Raw genomic sequence first — 15,442 nt, forward strand, 5'->3', positions numbered from 1 at the left:
GCGTGGGCGACCATGACGCCGCAGATCGAGGCACTCGCGCGCGCCGCCGGGCCGGCCGCGTTCTGGGCGGTGGGATCGGCGGAGGCCGTCCACGCCGCCCGTACCGCCCCGGAGGCCGAGGCGGACCCCCTGGACGCGCCCGACGGCTGGGGCACCCCGTTGGACGCCGGGGACCTGACCGCGGTGCTCGCGCTCTGGCCCGTCATCGGCCGCCTCGTCGCCCAGGGCGAACTCACCCTGCACACCCCCCTCACGGCCTACGGCACGGCCCCCTCGGCGGGGCTGCCCGCCGGCACCACCGCCCATCACCTGCTCACGCGCGGCGACGGTCCGGCGCACCTCGCCGCCCTCACCCGCCTCGCCGAACACCTCGCCGGCACCTCGCTGGCCGACTGCGCGCACCGCGTCTGGCAGCCCCTCGGCATGACCCGCACCCGCTTCACGGGGGGCGGCCTGCGCACCTGTCCGGCCGATCTCGTCCGGTTCCTGCGCCATCTGCTCTCCACCGCCGACGAGCCCGTCCCGCGCGCCTGGACCGCCGAGTCCCTGAGGATCCGCACCGGCGAACTCACCCCCTCGCGCGGCCTGCTCTGGCACCCCGCGCCCGCCGGGGTCTGGACCCACCACCCCCCGTCCGGCTCCGGCCCGGGCGTGTGGATCTCCCCCCGCCAGGGCCGCTGGGCCGTCCTCGTCCCCGGCGCCGAGGACACCGCCGCCGGCCCGGCGCGCACCGCGTTCCGCGACGCCGCGTTCGGTTCCGCTCCCGCGCGCGCCGCCCGCGGCGCCGACGTACGGTGATCCCGAAGTCACCGCACGCAGCCCCCGCGAGGAACCCATGTCCGATGCCGCGACCGTCCAGGCGACCGACCCGGACGCCGACGCGCTCGACGCCCTGTGCCGGGACCTCGCCGAGGCCGCCGACGCGGTGGGCGAGGCCGCCCGGTACGCCTCCGCGCTCGCGTTCGGCCCCCGCCTCACGGCAGGGGCACCCGTGGGGCGCGGCGGAAGCCGGCGCCGCGCCTGGCGGACCCTGCTGCGCACCCTCACCGACCCGGCCGGGCTCGGCTGGGCCCCGCGCGGACGCGGCCTGGCCCGGGCCGGATGGCTCGCCGGGATCCTCGGCCGCCGGGAGAACCTCGCCGTCAGCACCGCCGTCTGCGGGCTGAAGGGGCGGATCCGGGCCGCGGGCGCGGGCCGTCCCGAACTCCTCGCCGACCCCGGCTGCGCCGCCGTGCTGCGCGCCGTCGCGGAGAACCGGCAGGCCGACGCCGCCCGCGGCTTCCGCGCCCTGCTGCGCGAGCGGGGCGCCGGGCAGGCCTTCGCCCTGCTGTCCCCGTCCTTCGCGGACATCCTGGCCTGGCACGCCCTGACCGACGGCAACCCCTTCAACGACCACGCGGGCTGGCAGGTGGCCACCGGCCGGGCCGCGCCCGCCCGCCCCCTGCTGGGCCTCGGCGCCGCCCTGCGGGCCTTCTGCGCCCCCGGCCCCGGCCCGGCCGCCCCCGCGAACCCCCGGAGGAGCCCGTGAGCGACTGTCCCCGGCCGAGCCGTCCCGCCCCGGCGGACGGCCTGCGCGGCCACTCCGCCGCACTGCGCTCCCACGCCCGGCGGCTGAGGGCGGGGGCGGCCGCACTGGCCTGGCGCGGACAGGAGGCCGACGCCTTCCGCGCCGAGGTCGCCGTCCTCGCCGACCGCTGCGCCCGTGCCGCCGCCGGCCTCGCGCTGGCGGCGGCCCAGCTGGAGGGTTCCCGGCTGCGGCGCGGGCGGGGCCGGCTGGACTGAACGGGCCCGCACGGCCGGCTCGTACGGGACCGCTCGTACCGAATCGCTCGTACGCGTCGGCTCGTCCGGGCCGCTCGTAGGGGCAGCTCGTCAGAGGACCAGTGACAGCAGCAGGACGAAGCCCAGCCCGGTCACCGAGATGAGGGTCTCCATCACCGACCAGGTCTTGAGGGTCTGTCCGACGCTCATCCCGAAGTACTCCTTGACCAGCCAGAACCCGGCGTCGTTGACATGGCTGAAGAAGAGCGAGCCCGCGCCGATCGCCAGGACCAGCAGGGCGGTTCCCGTCGCCGGCATGCCCGCCGCCAGCGGCGCGACCAGGCCAGCCGCCGAGATGGTGGCGACCGTCGCCGAGCCGGTGGCCAGCCGGATGGCGACCGCGATCAGCCATCCCAGCAGCAGCGCCGGGACGGACCAGTCCTGCGAGAGGTCCAGCACCATCCGGCCCACGCCCGCGTCGATCAGCGTCTGCTTGAAACCGCCGCCCGCGCCCACGATCAGCAGGATCCCGGCGATCGGGGCGAGTGACTTCTCCACCGTGGACGAAAGGGCTTCCCGGGTGAACCCGGCGGCCCGGCCGAGGGTGAACATCCCCACCAGTACGGCGGCGAGGAGGGCGATCAGCGGGGAGCCCGCGACGTCGGTGACCTTCTGGACGGCGTCGTCCGGGTCGTCGACAACGATGTCGACCAGCGCCTTGACCAGCATCAGCGCCACCGGCAGCAGCACCGTGCCCACCGTCGCCCCGAACCGGGGGCGGAGGCCGGGCCCGTCCGAAGGGCGCTGCGGCGCCATGTGCTCCGGCGCCGGGACGTCCACCCAGCGCGCCGCGTACCGGGAGAACAGCGGCCCGGCGATGACCACCGTCGGTATCGCGACGAGCACCCCCAGGCCGAGGGTGACGCCCAGGTCCGCGTGCAGGGCGTCGACGGCGACCAGCGGACCGGGGTGCGGGGGGATCAGCCCGTGCATCACCGACAGTCCGGCCAGCGCGGGCACGCCGATCCGCATCAGGGAGTAGCCGCCGCGCCGGGCGACCAGCAGCACCACCGGGATCAGCAGCACGATGCCGACCTCGAAGAACAGCGGCAGCCCGATCAGCGAGGCGATCAGCACCATCGCCCACGGCATGGCACGGCCCCGGGCCCGCGCGAGGACGGTGTCCACGATCTCGTCCGCCCCGCCGGAGTCGGCGAGGAGCCTGCCGAGGACCGCGCCGAGGGCGATGAGGACGCCGACGCCCGCCACCGTCGAGCCGAGGCCCGTGGTGAAGCTGGCGATCGTCTTGTCCAGCGGGGCGCCCGCGAAGGATCCGAGGGCGAGCGAACCGACCGTCAGGGCGAGGAAGGCGTGCATCTTGAGGCGGCTGATGAGCAGGACGATGACGGCGATGCCCGCGAGGACGGCGACACCCAGCTGGGCGTTGCCGGCCGAGGTGATGGGTGCGGGGGCGGCCGCCGCCAGCATCTCGATGCCGAGACCGGTCACGGTGGGGTTCCTCTGTCTCTCTCGGGGGCTCTCTCGGGGGTTTTCTCGGGGGAGCCGTCAGCTCTCGTGGCGGAGCGGCCGGAGGGCGGCCAGCGCCCGTTCGGTGATCTCCTCGGGCGTGCCGGCGACATCGACGGCGATCCCGGACTCGTCGGCGCCGAGGGGTTCGAGCGCGGCGAACTGGGAGTCCAGCAGGGAGGGAGGCATGAAGTGCCCCTCGCGTTCCCTCATCCGCTTCTCGACGAGCGGCCGTTCCCCGGTGAGGTGGACGAACACGGCGTCCGGAGCGGCCGAGCGCAGCCGGTCGCGGTAGGCGCGCTTGAGGCAGGAGGCGGCGACCACGCCGCCGTGCGGCGCGGCCCGGTCGCGGATCCACTCGGCGATCGCGTCGAGCCAGGGCCACCGGTCGGCGTCGCCGAGCGGGGTGCCGGCCGCCATCTTGGCCACGTTGGCCGCGGGATGGAAGGCGTCGCCCTCCGCGTACGGAAGGCCGAGCGCTTCGGCCAGCAGCCGGCCGACGGTCGTCTTGCCGGTGCCGGAGACGCCCATCACCACGATGACCCTTCGGGGGCTCACGTCGGTACCTCGCTGTCCTCGTCCGCTGGGAGCACTACCGCACCACTGAACCCGATTAAGTAGTACTTATTCAAGGTCTCTGCGGCAATACGTCGTATCTTTTGGCCGACGGGGTGTCACCGTACGCTTGCGCCATGACCACCGAAGGCAGTCCGGGCCGAGGACTCCACTCCCAGGTGCTGGACACCCTCGGCCTCGCGATCACGGCGGGCGAGTACCCGCCCGGGAGCGTCCTGCGCACGGACGGGATCGCCGGGCGGTTCGACGCCTCGCGCACCGTGGTCCGGGAGGTGGTCCGCGTCCTGGAATCGATGCGGCTCGTCGAGTCCAGGCGCCGGGTGGGGGTCACCGTCCGCCCCGCCGAGGAGTGGAACGTCTACGACCCGCGGGTCATCCGCTGGCGCCTCGCCGGCGCCGACCGTCCCCGCCAGCTGAGGTCGCTCACCGTCCTGCGGTCCGCCGTCGAACCCGTCGCCGCCGGACTCGCGGCCTCCCACGCCACCCCGGAACAGTGCGCCCGGCTCACCGAGGCGGCCCTCGGCATGGTCCGGACCTCCCGCGGCCACCGGCTCGAGGACTACCTCCAGCACGACGTGGCCTTCCACCGGACCGTGCTCGACGCCTCCGGCAACGAGATGTTCGCCCGGCTCGGCGACGTCGTCGCCGAGGTCCTCACCGGCCGCACCCGGCACGCCGTGATGTTCCACGACCCGGACCCCGCCGCCGTCACCCTCCACGTACGGGTCGCCGAAGCGGTGCGCGAGGGCGACGCGGCCGCCGCCGAGACGCTGACCCGCCGGATCGCCCTCGGCGCCCTCGGCGAACTCGACGTCCTCGCCCCCTGAGGCGGCGCCCGGCGGACGGCGACGGCCTGGCCTGCCTCAGCCCGCCGCGGCCGCGCCGTGCGCGGCGAACTGCGTCCGGTACAGCTCGGCGTACCGGCCGCCCGCCGCCAGCAGTTCGGTGTGCGTACCGCGTTCCACGATCCGGCCGGCCTCCACCACCAGGATCAGGTCGGCGGCCCGGACCGTCGACAGCCGGTGCGCGATCACCACGGCGGTCCGGCCGGAGAGGGCCTCGGCCAGGGCCTCCTGCACGGCCGCCTCCGACGTGGAGTCCAGGTGGGCGGTGGCCTCGTCGAGGATCACCACCCGCTGGCGGGCCAGCAGCAGCCGGGCGATGGTCAGCCGCTGGCGCTCCCCGCCGGACAGCCGGTAACCGCGCTCGCCGACGACGGTGTCCAGGCCGTCCGGGAGGGAGGCGACCAGTCCGTCCAGACGGGAGCGGCGCAGGGCGTCCCACAGCTCGTCCTCGTCCGCCTCCGGCCGGGCCAGCAGCAGGTTGGACCGCACCGACTCGTGGAAGAGGTGCCCGTCCTGGGTCACCATGCCGAGGGTGTCGCGGATGGAGTCGGCCGTGAGGTCCCGTACGTCGACGCCGCCCAGGCGTACCGCGCCCGCGTCGGCGTCGTACAGCCGCGGCAGCAACTGGGCGATGGTCGACTTGCCGGCGCCCGAGGAACCGACGAGGGCGACCATCTGGCCGGGCTCGGCACGGAAGGACACCTCGTGGAGCACCCGGGTGCCGCCCCGGGCGTCGAGCGCGGCCACCTCCTCGAGGGAGGCGAGCGAGACCTTGTCGGCGGAGGGGTAGCCGAAGGAGACCTTGTCGAACTCCACCGCCACCGGGCCGTCGGGCACCGCGACGGCGTCCGGCTTCTGGGCGATCAGCGGCTCCAGGTCGAGGATCTCGAAGACCCGCTCGAAGCTGACCATGGCGCTCATCACCTCGACCCGCGCCCCGGCCAGCGCGGTCAGCGGGGCGTACAGCCGGGTCAGCAGCAGGGCCAGGGCGACCACGGAGCCGGCCTCCAGGGTGCCGCGCAGGGCGAAGTACCCGCCCAGCCCGTACACCAGGGCGAGGGCCAGCGCCGAGACCAGGGTCAGGGCGGTGATGAAGGCCGACTGGGCCATCGCCGTACGGATCCCGATGTCCCGGACCCGGGCGGCGCGGGCCGCGAACTCGGCGGACTCGTCCGAGGGCCGTCCGAACAGCTTGACGAGGGTCGCGCCGGGGGCGGAGAACCGTTCCGTCATCTGGGTTCCCATCGCCGCGTTCAGCGCCGCCGCCTCCCGCTGCATCCCCGCCATGCGGGCCCCCATCCGGCGGGCCGGCAGCACGAACACCGGCAGCAGCACGAGGGCCAGCAGGGTGATCTGCCAGGAGATGGTGAGCATCACGCCCAGTGTCAGGAGCAGGGTCACGACGTTGGAGACCACCCCGGAGAGGGTGTTGCTGAAGGCTCGCTGGGCGCCGATCACGTCGTTGTTGAGGCGGCTGACCAGGGCGCCCGTCCGGGTCCGGGTGAAGAAGGCGACCGGCATCCGCTGGACGTGGTCGAAGACCGCCCGGCGCAGGTCCAGGATCAGGCCCTCGCCGAGGGTCGCGGACAGCTTCCGGGTCAGCAGGCCCAGCCCCGCCTCGGCCACCGCGATCACCGCGATGAGCAGCGCGAGACGGATGACCTCGGCGTCGTCCCCGTGCCCCACGATGGTGTCGACGATCCGGCTGGCCAGCAGCGGAGTGGCCACCGCGAGCAGTGCCCCCACCACGCTGAGCAGCAGGAAGAGGGTCAGCCCGCGCCGGTGCGGGCGGGCGAAGGCGGCGATCCGCCGCAGGCTCGCCCGGGAGAGCGGGCGGCGGTCCTGCTGGGCGTTGATCGCGCTGTGCAGCGAATGCCAGGCGGTGACTTCCATGTCCATGACCCCACGCTAGAACCTCGACCAAAGTCCAGGTCAAGGAATCCGCCCCTGCTCACCCGGGGCGGGTCCAACGGTGCCGGACCCGACCGGACTTCGCCGTCCGGCCCTTCTCTTCCCGAGCGGGTTTTCGGCCACCGCGATCCGCCGGGCATCCGGCTCCGCCTCCCGTACGCGCGGCCGCGGCGCGCACCCGGCGAAGGGGCCCGGCGTCGTACCCCGAGGACACCTGAGGGCGCATCACCAGCGCCGTCGGCGCCGCCGCCTTCCAGGGCCGCGCGGGCCCGCCCTTTGCCGTTTCCTGACCTCCCCATGGTCCGGGGCGGGGGCCGTGCGATAGATTCGGCCTCCGCACGGCACGCCCTGGACCACCCTTTCCCATCCACGCGGAGACAGGCTTCTCAATGAGCGACATCGTCAACGGACTTGGCCGTACGAGCGCCTACGGCGCCCTCGGTCTGGTGCTGCTGATCCTCGGCATCGTCCTCGTGGACGTGCTGACGCCCGGGAAGCTCCCCAAGCAGATCTGGGAGGAGCGCAACCGCAACGCGGCCCTCCTGCTCAGCTCGGCGCTCCTCGGTATCGGCGGCATCGTCTTCACCTCGATCTGGACGACCTACGACGACTTCGGCAAGGGCCTGGTGTCCACCGCCGCGTTCGGTGTCCTCGGCCTCGTCCTGATGGCCGTGGCCTTCCTGGTGCTGGACCTGGTGACCCCGGGCAAGCTCGGCGCCATCGTCGTCGACCCCGAGCCGCACCCGGCCGTCTGGGTCACCGCTTCCTGCAACCTCGCCGTCGCCGCGATCGTGGCGGCCTCCATCGCCTGACGGCGGCGGAACGAGGACATGACGAGAGCACCGCTCCCCATCGGGAGCGGTGCTCTTCCGCGTGGTGGGCACGCCTCACCCGGCCGCTCCTCCTGACGGTGGACGCCGAGGAAGCGGCCGATCCGGCCGACCGCGGCGTCCGGGCCGCCGGCGTACGGCAGGGTCAGGGCCCTCGTGCCTCCCGGCCCTCGTCATGCCAGGCCCAGCGCGAACACCGCGAAGCCCGCCGCCAGCAGTCCCGCCGCGGTACGGCGTACCGCCGGGGCCCGGCGGCCCCGGGCCGGGGGCGTCTCGAAGCGGCGCGCGTAGCGGGCGATGCCCACCAGCAGCACCGCGAACAGCGGCAGCCAGGCCGCCCGCGCCGCGATCCAGCCGAGCGTGTCGGGCGCCGTCGTCAGCCCCGCCACCTCGCCCGCGAGCGCCGCGGGAACGGCCGCCGCCAGCATCGCGGTCTGGTGCCAGCACAGGATCGTCATCGCGCACAGATTGACCACCACCACCGGCGCCCACAGCGCCGGCCGGGCCAGCAGCCCCGCCAGCCGGTCCCGCAGCAGGATCGCGGCCCCCGACTGCCCCGCGGCCAGCGCCAGCACCAGCAGCGACGGCGGATGCGAGTTGGTCCGTTCCGCCCCGGGCACCCCGACCATCGACGCCGGATAGCCGCACACCAGCAGCAGCGCCGCGAACAGCACGGCCCCGCCCGCCAGCAGCAGCCACGCCCCGCGCCGCCCGATCCGCCGCTCGCCCCAGGCGACGCCCAGCTGGTACGCGAAGAGCCAGCCCGGCAGGACGTTCAGCACGGACAGCCAGGACGGCACCGCGCCGGCGAACGGCCCGTACCGCAGGAAGTCCACCACGGCGACCGACCCGAGCAGCGGAGCCGCCGCCCACCCGCCGAGCCGGTGCGCGGCGCGCACGCAGTACGGGGTCAGGGCCGTCACCACCGCGTACACCCCGACGAACCACAGCGGTTGGACCACCAGCGTGGCCCCCGTCCGCAGGGTGGTCTCCGGCACGCCCGCCGCGTACAGCGCGGGCGCGGCCAGCGCCCACACCGCCGTCACCCCGAGCACCGGCCGCCCCAGCCGGACCATCCGCCCCTTCAGCCAGGCTCCCGTCGAACCGGCGCGGCGGTGGAAGGAGAGCGCCGAGGCGTGGCCCCCGACCAGGAAGAAGACGCCGAGCATCTGGAGCACCCAGCTCGCCGGGGCGAGAGCGCCGAAGGCCGACAGCGGGCTCGCGTTGTGCAGACCGCCCTCCGGGTCGAGGGTGAACCCGCCGAGCAGCCAGTGCCCGGCCGGCACCGCCAGCAGGGCAAGGGCGCGCAGGCCGTCGAGCGCCCGGTCCCGGTGGGCGGGGGTCCCGCGGTCGATCCGGTGCGCCGCCTCCCGCAGCCGGGTGGGCGCGCTCACCGGACCTCCCCGTCCGCGATCGCGGCGAACGCCGCCAGGGACCGGGTGCCGGGCACGAAGTAGCCGGTGTGGCCGCGCACGTCGGACGCAGGCACCCGGCGCGCGCCGAAGGCGGACGAGGCCGGGTCGGCACCGTGCCCGAGACCCGCGAACGCGACGTTCGGCACGTCCGCGATCCAGTCGGAGGGTCCGCGGGCCGCCCAGACACGGGCCCGGGTGCCCAGCCCCGCGGCACTGCCCGCGCGCATGCCGGGGGAGCCGAGGACCACGACGTCGGTGGCGTCCGTGTGACGGGCCGCCAGGCCGCAGACCACCGAGCCGTAACTGTGGCAGAACAGCACGGGGTCGGGCGCGCCGACCGCGTCCAGCCCGGCGGTGAACCTGGCCAGGCGGACCGCTCCCGCCTCGGCGAGCCGCCCCGTCGCCGCGTCCGGACCCACCCCCACCGGGGTGGTGTACCCCGTCCACGCGATGACGGCGGTCGTCCCGCCGGCGGCCGCCCGCAGCGCGCGGCCCATCCCGGCCGGCCCGGTGTGCGGGGCGCGCGGCGCGTCATGGGCCGAGGCGTCGTTGTCCGAGCCCGGCACGATCACCGAGACGTGCGCCGCCCGCTCCAGGTCCCCGAACACCTCGGCGACCTGCCCCCGCCCGCGCGGGTCGAAGGCCAGGATCTGCCGGTCCGGGCCGGCGAGGGAGGCGTAGCGGGCCTCACCCGTGGCGAGGACGGCCACCCGGTTGGCCTCGTACCTCAGGGGGAGCGGCGCCCCGTCCAGATTGCCGACCACGAGCGGATGCGCCCGTACCAGCTCCCGGCGTGCTTCCCCGTCCAGGGCGGCGAAGAACCGGGCCACCTCGCGCGGGGAGGCCTCCGCCGGATCGGGCAGCGCCCGCCCGCCCGTCGATGAGGCCCGCCAGGCGGCACTGCCGGGCGGCGGCCCGGTGACGGCCGGCCGGCTGTCACCGGTGGCCCATCCCGTGGTTCCCGCGACGACGGCCACCGCCAGCGCGGCCGCGAGGGCCGTCCTGCCGAAGCGGCGCATGCCCTTCCCCCTCTCCTCGTGCCGGCCCCCGAGGAGGGGCCGTTGACGAGGAGGAAGGTAGGAAGGAGGTACCCGGCGGCACGTCGGACCGGAGAGCCAACCCGGATGTCATACCCGGGTAGGGGGTGGAGGAGAGCCCGGCGGGCGGGGAGCACCGCCCGCCGGACCCGGACCCGGACCCGGCCCCGGGCCCGGACCCGGGCCCGGACCCGGGTCCGTGCGGCCGGTCAGCCGGCGGCCGCGGCCAGCAGTACGTCCACGAGTCGCTCGGCGGCGTCCGGCCGCCCGTACGCGCGGGCGCGCTCCGCCATCTGTGCCCGCCGGGCGGGGTCGGTCAGGAGCGGGCCGACCGCGTCCGCGAGGCTCTGGCCGGTCACCTCGCCGAGCAGGGCGACGGCTGCGCCCGCGTCGGCCAGGTGCTGGGCGTTGTGGGCCTGCTCGTTGCCGGCGGAGGTCGCCAGGGGGACGAACACCGCCGGCTTGCCCAGCGCGGTGAGTTCGGCCAGCGTGCCCGCCCCGGAGCGGGACAGCACCACGTCGGCGAGCGCCAGTACGTCCGGCAGCTCCGGGCCGACGAACCCGGTCACGTGGTAGCGGCCCGCCAGGACCGGGTCCAGGCCCGAGGCGGCGAAGCGGAGTTCGTCGACGTTGGCCGGGCCGCACTGGTGGATCACGTTCGCGTGGCTCAGCAGCCACGGCAGCACCTCGCGCACCACGCCGTTGATCTGCTGGGCGCCCTGCGCGCCGCCGGTGACGTAGACGGTCGGCAGCCGGCGGTCGAAGCCGGTGAGGTTCAGCGCGTGCACGGCCTTGTCGGGGTGCCCGGAAAGCACTTCCGGCCGGACCGGGTTGCCGGTGACGACCGCCCGTCCCCGCACCTCGGCCGGCAGCAGCGGCAGCGAGGACTCCGAGGACACGGCGATGCGCGTGGCCGATCCGGCCAGCTTCCGGTTGGCCAGGCCCAGGCGCACGGTCTGCTCGTGCAGCACCAGCGGACGCTTGCACATCCGCGCGGCCAGACCGGCCGGCACCGCGACGTATCCGCCGGTGGCCAGCACGACGTCCGGAGCGAACTCGGAGACGATCGTGCGGGCCTGGGCCACGCCGAGCGGCACCTTCGCCATGTCCTTCATGTTCGCCGCGGACAGCATCTTCAGCGGGTTCGCGGAACGGCGGATCTTCCCCGTGGCGACGGTCCGGAACGCGATCCCCTCGGCGGGGGCGACCCGTGCCTCGAGACCGTCGGCGGTCCCGATCCACAGCACGTCCAGCGTGCTGCCGGCGGCCGCGAGGCGGCTCTGCAACGTACGGATCGCCGTCAGGGCGGGATAGGTGTGGCCACCGGTCCCCCCACCCGTGACGAGCAGCCGGAAGGAACGCGGAAGAGCGGAAGAAAGGTTCACGCGATCACCCTAACCGCCGTGGCGGGACCCGTGGCGCGCCGGTACCGGATGGGCCGGCACGGCCGCGTTCCCCCGGCGGCGGATCCCCGTTTCCCGGCCGCCCGCCGCGGACCGGCTGCTTCCGGGCGTGCTCGCCCAGGCGGGAGAGCGGCATGACGAAACCTGCGGACACGTGCGTGCCGGCGACGGAGAAGAAGGCGCGCAGGGCGCCGCCCGTCTGGCGTCCGGGGCCCGGAAGCGGGCCCGGGAGGGGGAGGGGCTCAGTCGGCCCGGCCGTTCGCCTGCTGCCTCGGCAGGCAGAACATCAGCGCCCACATCAGGGCCAGGAGGCCGCCGGCCCACCACAGCACGGTGACGAACGCGTCGCGGTTGACCGCGCCGTCGGGAGAGCCGCCGGTCACGGAGAAGAACACCACGGCCGTCAGCGCGGAGCCCAGCGCGATGCCCAGGTGAATGGCGGTGTCGAACAGGCCCGAGGCCGAGCCGGCGTCCTCGTGCGCGACCCTGGCCGGCGACAGGTCGGCGAGCGGACCGGAGACCATGCCCAGGCCGAAGCCGATCAGCACCACCGGAGCGGTCATCGCCAGAAGGGTCAGGCCGGCCTGCCGGCCGCCGGTCTGGAGCCCGTGGGCGGCCATCGCGGCGACCGCGACGAGGACCCCGGTCCGGGGCAGGCGGCGGGCGAAACGTCCGGCGGTCCTCGCCGCGACCGTCGCGCCGCCCAGGTCTCCCACGGAGAGCAGCACGAAGGCCAGGGCCGCCCGGAACGGGCTCATGCCCAGCCCGTGATGCAGGCACAGCGTCCAGGTCATGAAGAACAGGCCGCACAGCAGGCCGTGCAGCGGGTCCGCGGCCATGCCCCCGGAGAACTGCCCGACCCGGAAGAGGGCCAGGGTCACCAGCGGGGCGTTGCCCTGCCCGCGCCGCTGTTGGCGCAGGAAGACACCGACGACGAGGACGCCGGCGGCCGGCATGACGAAGCACCACAGCGGCCATCCGCGGGCGTGGCCCTCGGTGAGCGGGAAGAGGACCAGGACGACGGCCAGGCCGGACAGCAGCATGCCGGCCACGTCAAGCCGGTCGGCCTCGCGGACGGCCGATTCGGGGACGAACCTGCGCCCGAGGAGGAGTACGTCCAGCCCGACGGGCACGTTAACCAGGAACACCGGCCGCCAGGACAGCCCGAACAGGTCGGCCCCGGTGAGCACGCCGCCCAGGACCGGGCCCAGGACGTTGGCGATGGCCAGGACGGCCCCGTACAGGCCGAACGCCTTGCTGCGGTTGCGGCCCTCGAAGGTGACGTGCAGGGTCGCCAGGACCTGCGGGATCATCACGGCCACCCCGACGCCCTGGAGCAGGCGGGCGCCGATCAGCATGCCCGGGCCGGCGGCCGGACCGCACAGCAGCGACGCGGCGGTGAACACGGCGGTGCCGACGAGCAGGATCCCGCGGCGGCCGTGGAGGTCGCCGAGCCGTCCGCCGGTGATCAGCCCGACGGCGACGGGCAGGGAACAGGCGGTGGTCAGCCACTGCACCGCGACCGGTCCGGCGCCGGTCGACTCCTGGATGGCGGGCAGGGCGGTCCGTTTGCGGGCGGCGAGGTGCGGGGTGGGCCGGGGCCGGGGCGGTGTACTACGGCTCGTTGCCGGGCGCGGAGGAGGACACGACGGGAAAACTCCTGGTCCGAAGGGACGGGGAGCCTTGCCGACAGCCGCACCGGGGCCGGAAGACACCAAAGCCCGGGGCAGACGGCAGAGCTGCACCCGGGAAGGAAAGCTGCGGGGGACGGGTGACGCGACTCAGGCCGGCGCGACGTCCGCCCCCCGGACACGTGCGACGGCACAGCACGCGGGGACCACGGACGACTACACGGCCTGGTTGATAGGACGTCACCCCGGGATCGGCACAGAAGGAACGGGAAGTCCGTCACTGCCGCCGGCACCCCGGCACAGGAACCGGACCACTCCTACGACCACCCCCGGCCGGTGTCCTGTCCCGAGTCGCCCGGGCGGACCAGGCCCGCCTCGTAGGCGAAGATCACCGCCTGCGCCCGGTCGCGGAGGTCCAGCTTGCCCAGGACCCGGCCGATGTGCGTCTTCACCGTCTGCTCCGCCAGGACCAGGTGGGCGGCGATCTCCTGGTTCGACAGCCCCCGGGCGATCAGCTCCAGCACCTCCGTCTCGCGCGGGGTCAGGCCGTTCAGCCGCAGCGACGGGTCCTTGCGCGGGGCCGGCCGCTGCCGGACGAAGTCCGCGATGAGCCTGCGCGTCACGGACGGCGCCAGCAGGGCTTCGCCGGAGGCGACCACCCGGACCGCCGCGATCAGGTCCGCCGGCGGGGCGTCCTTCAGCAGGAAGCCGGACGCGCCCGCGCGCAGCGCCTCGTACACGTAGTCGTCGACGTCGAAGGTGGTCAGCATCAGCACCTTCGGCCGGTGCGTCACCCCCCGTGGCGGGTCCAGCAGCTCGCGGGCCGCCGACAGCCCGTCCAGCTCGGGCATCCGTACGTCCATCAGCACCACGTCGGGGTGGACCGTGCGCGAGACGTGCACCCCCTGGCGGCCGTCGGGGGCCTCACCCACCACGTCGATGTCGGGCTGGGCCGACAACAGCGCGGCGAATCCCGCCCGCACCATGGCCTGGTCGTCGACGATGATCACGCGGATGGTCAACTGGGGTCCTCGGTCCGGGAATCGAGAGGGAGCCGGGCGGCGACCCGGAAACCGCCCTCGGGCAGCGGGCCCGCGTCCAGCGTCCCGCCGGTCAACCGTACGCGCTCGCGCATCCCCACCAGGCCGTGCCCCGTGCCCGTCCCGGGGACCTCCACCTCCGCCGCCGTCTCCGGGGCCGCACCGTTCACCACCAGGACGAGCACCTCGTCCTCCTCGGGGGAACACGTCACGGACACCCGGGTCCGCGCGCCCGGGGCATGGCGCACCACGTTGGCGAGGGCCTCCTGCACGATGCGGTACGCCGACAGGTCCACCGCCGGCGGCACGGCCGCCGCGGCCAGCCCCGTCGCCAGGGAGTACTCCACGGGCTGCCCGGCCCGTACGGTCGCCTCCACCAGCTGCTGGATCCTCGCGATCCCCGGCTGCGGTGCCAGGCCGTCGCCCTCGCCGCCGGGGCCGTTCGCGCCGTCGCCCCGCAGCACCGTCAGCAGCCGCCGCATCTCGCCCAGCGACTCGCGGGCACTGGAGGCGATGGCCGCGAACTCCTCCCGCACCGGCTCCGCCATGCCGGGCAGCCGGTAGGGCGCGGAATCCGCCTGAACGGTGATCACCGACATGTGGTGGGCCACCACGTCGTGCAACTCCCGTGCGATCCGCGCGCGTTCCTCCAGCAGGGTGCGCCGCGCCCGCTCCGCCTCGCTGATGCTCTCCTGCTCGGCGATCCGCTGCCGCGCGTCACCCAGCCCGCGCAGCGCGCCCGACAGCGCCAGCACGGTCCCGCTCAGTACGAACAGCAGCGCGACGGTGGTCGTCACCCCCGCCGGCTGGAAGAAGCCGAGCACCACCCCCGCCGCGCCCGTCGCCAGCCACACCCCCACCAGCGTCCGCACCGGCTCGCGCAGCCCCAGGCAGACCATCAGCGCCAGGTACCCGACCACCGCCATCGGCGTCCACGGCCAGGCGTGCCCGGCCACCCCGCCGGCGCCGGTCAGCAGCACCGCCCCGGCGACGTCCGCGCACAGCACCAGGCCCCAGGCCGCCAGCGGGCGCGACAACGCCAGGAGCAGCGGCACCGTCTGCGCCACACCGAGGGCCCCCGCCCAGCCCCCGCCCAGGCCGTAGTCGTTGGTCAGCACCGCGATGGTCGACGGCAGCAGCGACGCCACCAAGACGCCCGCCACGGCGAAGGGCAGCATCCGCTGCCACGGCCGGGGCGCCCGCGCGCACAGCGGCTCGCCCGGCCGGGCGGGCGTGCGCAGCGCCACGGCGAGCTGGGAGAAGGCGCCGGGCGTACGCGGCGCGCGGGACCCGCGGGACCCGGTCGTTCCGCCGGTCGTCCCGCGGGGGGCACCGGCCCTGTCCGCGCGGGCCGGCCCGCGCACGCGAAGGCTCATGATCCGACCAGCCTAGATCGTCTCCTCGGGAGCTCGCCGGTCAAGCCGGACTGAGGCGCCCGCATCCCCGCCGGGGCGGGAGACCGGCGC

General features: G+C 75.2%; 14 protein-coding genes. 5 read left to right on the top strand and 9 right to left on the bottom strand.

The genetic code is table 11. From position 1 onward, the window contains the following. The first annotated feature begins 12 nt into the window (after window positions 1-12). From ACZ514_RS03850 to ACZ514_RS03860, 3 genes are read left to right on the top strand one after another with little or no spacing between them, the layout of a single operon-like run. The gene (locus tag ACZ514_RS03850) at window positions 13-798 is read left to right on the top strand and encodes a serine hydrolase domain-containing protein (protein WP_469124024.1); all 786 of its coding nucleotides are present in this window, start codon (window positions 13-15) and stop codon (window positions 796-798) included. A 37-nt stretch (window positions 799-835) separates the two neighbouring features. Next, window positions 836-1,528, top strand: coding sequence for a hypothetical protein (locus tag ACZ514_RS03855; protein ID WP_469124025.1), 693 nt, complete (start codon window positions 836-838; stop codon window positions 1,526-1,528). Further along, complete coding sequence (locus ACZ514_RS03860; RefSeq protein WP_468162483.1) at window positions 1,525-1,782, top strand: hypothetical protein; 258 nt, start codon at window positions 1,525-1,527, stop codon at window positions 1,780-1,782. Before ACZ514_RS03855 ends, ACZ514_RS03860 begins: the two co-directional genes overlap by 4 nt. Before the next feature lie 90 nt (window positions 1,783-1,872). Here the strand turns inward: ACZ514_RS03860 and ACZ514_RS03865 are convergent, their stop codons facing one another. Both ACZ514_RS03865 and ACZ514_RS03870 read right to left on the bottom strand, forming a co-directional pair. Further along, entirely contained in the window at window positions 1,873-3,270 is a 1,398-nt protein-coding gene (locus ACZ514_RS03865; RefSeq protein ID WP_469124026.1) for a GntT/GntP/DsdX family permease, read from the bottom strand. A gap of 57 nt (window positions 3,271-3,327) precedes the next feature. Continuing rightward, complete coding sequence (locus ACZ514_RS03870; protein ID WP_469124193.1) at window positions 3,328-3,819, bottom strand: gluconokinase; 492 nt, start codon at window positions 3,817-3,819, stop codon at window positions 3,328-3,330. A gap of 161 nt (window positions 3,820-3,980) precedes the next feature. Between ACZ514_RS03870 and ACZ514_RS03875 the strand changes: the two genes are divergently transcribed. Then, a complete protein-coding gene (locus ACZ514_RS03875) occupies window positions 3,981-4,691 on the top strand; it encodes a FadR/GntR family transcriptional regulator (protein ID WP_468162478.1) in 711 nt (236 codons plus the stop codon). Window positions 4,692-4,727: 36 nt separating this feature from the next. Here ACZ514_RS03875 and ACZ514_RS03880 read toward each other — a convergent pair whose 3' ends face one another. After that, on the bottom strand, window positions 4,728-6,608 hold the full coding sequence (locus tag ACZ514_RS03880; RefSeq protein WP_468162476.1) for an ABC transporter ATP-binding protein: 1,881 nt from the start codon (window positions 6,606-6,608) through the stop codon (window positions 4,728-4,730). A gap of 401 nt (window positions 6,609-7,009) precedes the next feature. On the opposite strand from ACZ514_RS03880, the gene ACZ514_RS03885 reads away from it, so the two are divergent. Beyond that, complete coding sequence (locus ACZ514_RS03885) at window positions 7,010-7,432, top strand: DUF350 domain-containing protein (RefSeq protein ID WP_468162474.1); 423 nt, start codon at window positions 7,010-7,012, stop codon at window positions 7,430-7,432. A 191-nt stretch (window positions 7,433-7,623) separates the two neighbouring features. Here the strand turns inward: ACZ514_RS03885 and ACZ514_RS03890 are convergent, their stop codons facing one another. From ACZ514_RS03890 to ACZ514_RS03915, 6 genes are all read right to left on the bottom strand, one after another. Continuing rightward, window positions 7,624-8,844: an acyltransferase family protein gene (locus ACZ514_RS03890; protein WP_469124027.1), complete on the bottom strand. Its 1,221-nt coding sequence runs from the start codon at window positions 8,842-8,844 to the stop codon at window positions 7,624-7,626. Then, window positions 8,841-9,884, bottom strand: a complete 1,044-nt coding sequence (locus ACZ514_RS03895; RefSeq protein ID WP_469124028.1) for an alpha/beta hydrolase — start codon at window positions 9,882-9,884, stop codon at window positions 8,841-8,843. Before ACZ514_RS03895 ends, ACZ514_RS03890 begins: the two co-directional genes overlap by 4 nt. Window positions 9,885-10,111: 227 nt before the next feature. After that, entirely contained in the window at window positions 10,112-11,287 is a 1,176-nt protein-coding gene (locus ACZ514_RS03900) for a UDP-N-acetylglucosamine--N-acetylmuramyl-(pentapeptide) pyrophosphoryl-undecaprenol N-acetylglucosamine transferase (RefSeq protein ID WP_468162468.1), read from the bottom strand. 260 nt (window positions 11,288-11,547) lie between these two features. Then, window positions 11,548-13,050, bottom strand: a complete 1,503-nt coding sequence (locus ACZ514_RS03905; protein WP_469124029.1) for an MFS transporter — start codon at window positions 13,048-13,050, stop codon at window positions 11,548-11,550. 203 nt (window positions 13,051-13,253) lie between these two features. Continuing rightward, a complete protein-coding gene (locus ACZ514_RS03910; RefSeq protein ID WP_469124030.1) occupies window positions 13,254-13,958 on the bottom strand; it encodes a response regulator in 705 nt (234 codons plus the stop codon). Then, window positions 13,955-15,352: a sensor histidine kinase gene (locus ACZ514_RS03915; RefSeq protein WP_469124031.1), complete on the bottom strand. Its 1,398-nt coding sequence runs from the start codon at window positions 15,350-15,352 to the stop codon at window positions 13,955-13,957. The genes ACZ514_RS03910 and ACZ514_RS03915 overlap by 4 nt, the downstream gene beginning before the upstream one ends. Window positions 15,353-15,442: the final 90 nt, after the last annotated feature.

Source organism: Streptomyces sp. NPDC034086, assembly GCF_055575515.1.

Bases quoted from the DNA above. Each gene is read 5' to 3' on its own strand.
- ACZ514_RS03850 (WP_469124024.1), top strand. From the start codon at position 13: ATGACGCCGCAGATCGAGGCACTCGCGCGCGCCGCCGGGCCGGCCGCG.
- ACZ514_RS03855 (WP_469124025.1), top strand. From the start codon at position 836: ATGTCCGATGCCGCGACCGTCCAGGCGACCGACCCGGACGCCGACGCG.
- ACZ514_RS03870 (WP_469124193.1), bottom strand. From the start codon at position 3,819: ATGGGCGTCTCCGGCACCGGCAAGACGACCGTCGGCCGGCTGCTGGCC.
- ACZ514_RS03875 (WP_468162478.1), top strand. From the start codon at position 3,981: ATGACCACCGAAGGCAGTCCGGGCCGAGGACTCCACTCCCAGGTGCTG.
- ACZ514_RS03880 (WP_468162476.1), bottom strand. From the start codon at position 6,608: ATGGACATGGAAGTCACCGCCTGGCATTCGCTGCACAGCGCGATCAAC.
- ACZ514_RS03885 (WP_468162474.1), top strand. From the start codon at position 7,010: ATGAGCGACATCGTCAACGGACTTGGCCGTACGAGCGCCTACGGCGCC.
- ACZ514_RS03895 (WP_469124028.1), bottom strand. From the start codon at position 9,884: ATGCGCCGCTTCGGCAGGACGGCCCTCGCGGCCGCGCTGGCGGTGGCC.
- ACZ514_RS03915 (WP_469124031.1), bottom strand. From the start codon at position 15,352: ATGAGCCTTCGCGTGCGCGGGCCGGCCCGCGCGGACAGGGCCGGTGCC.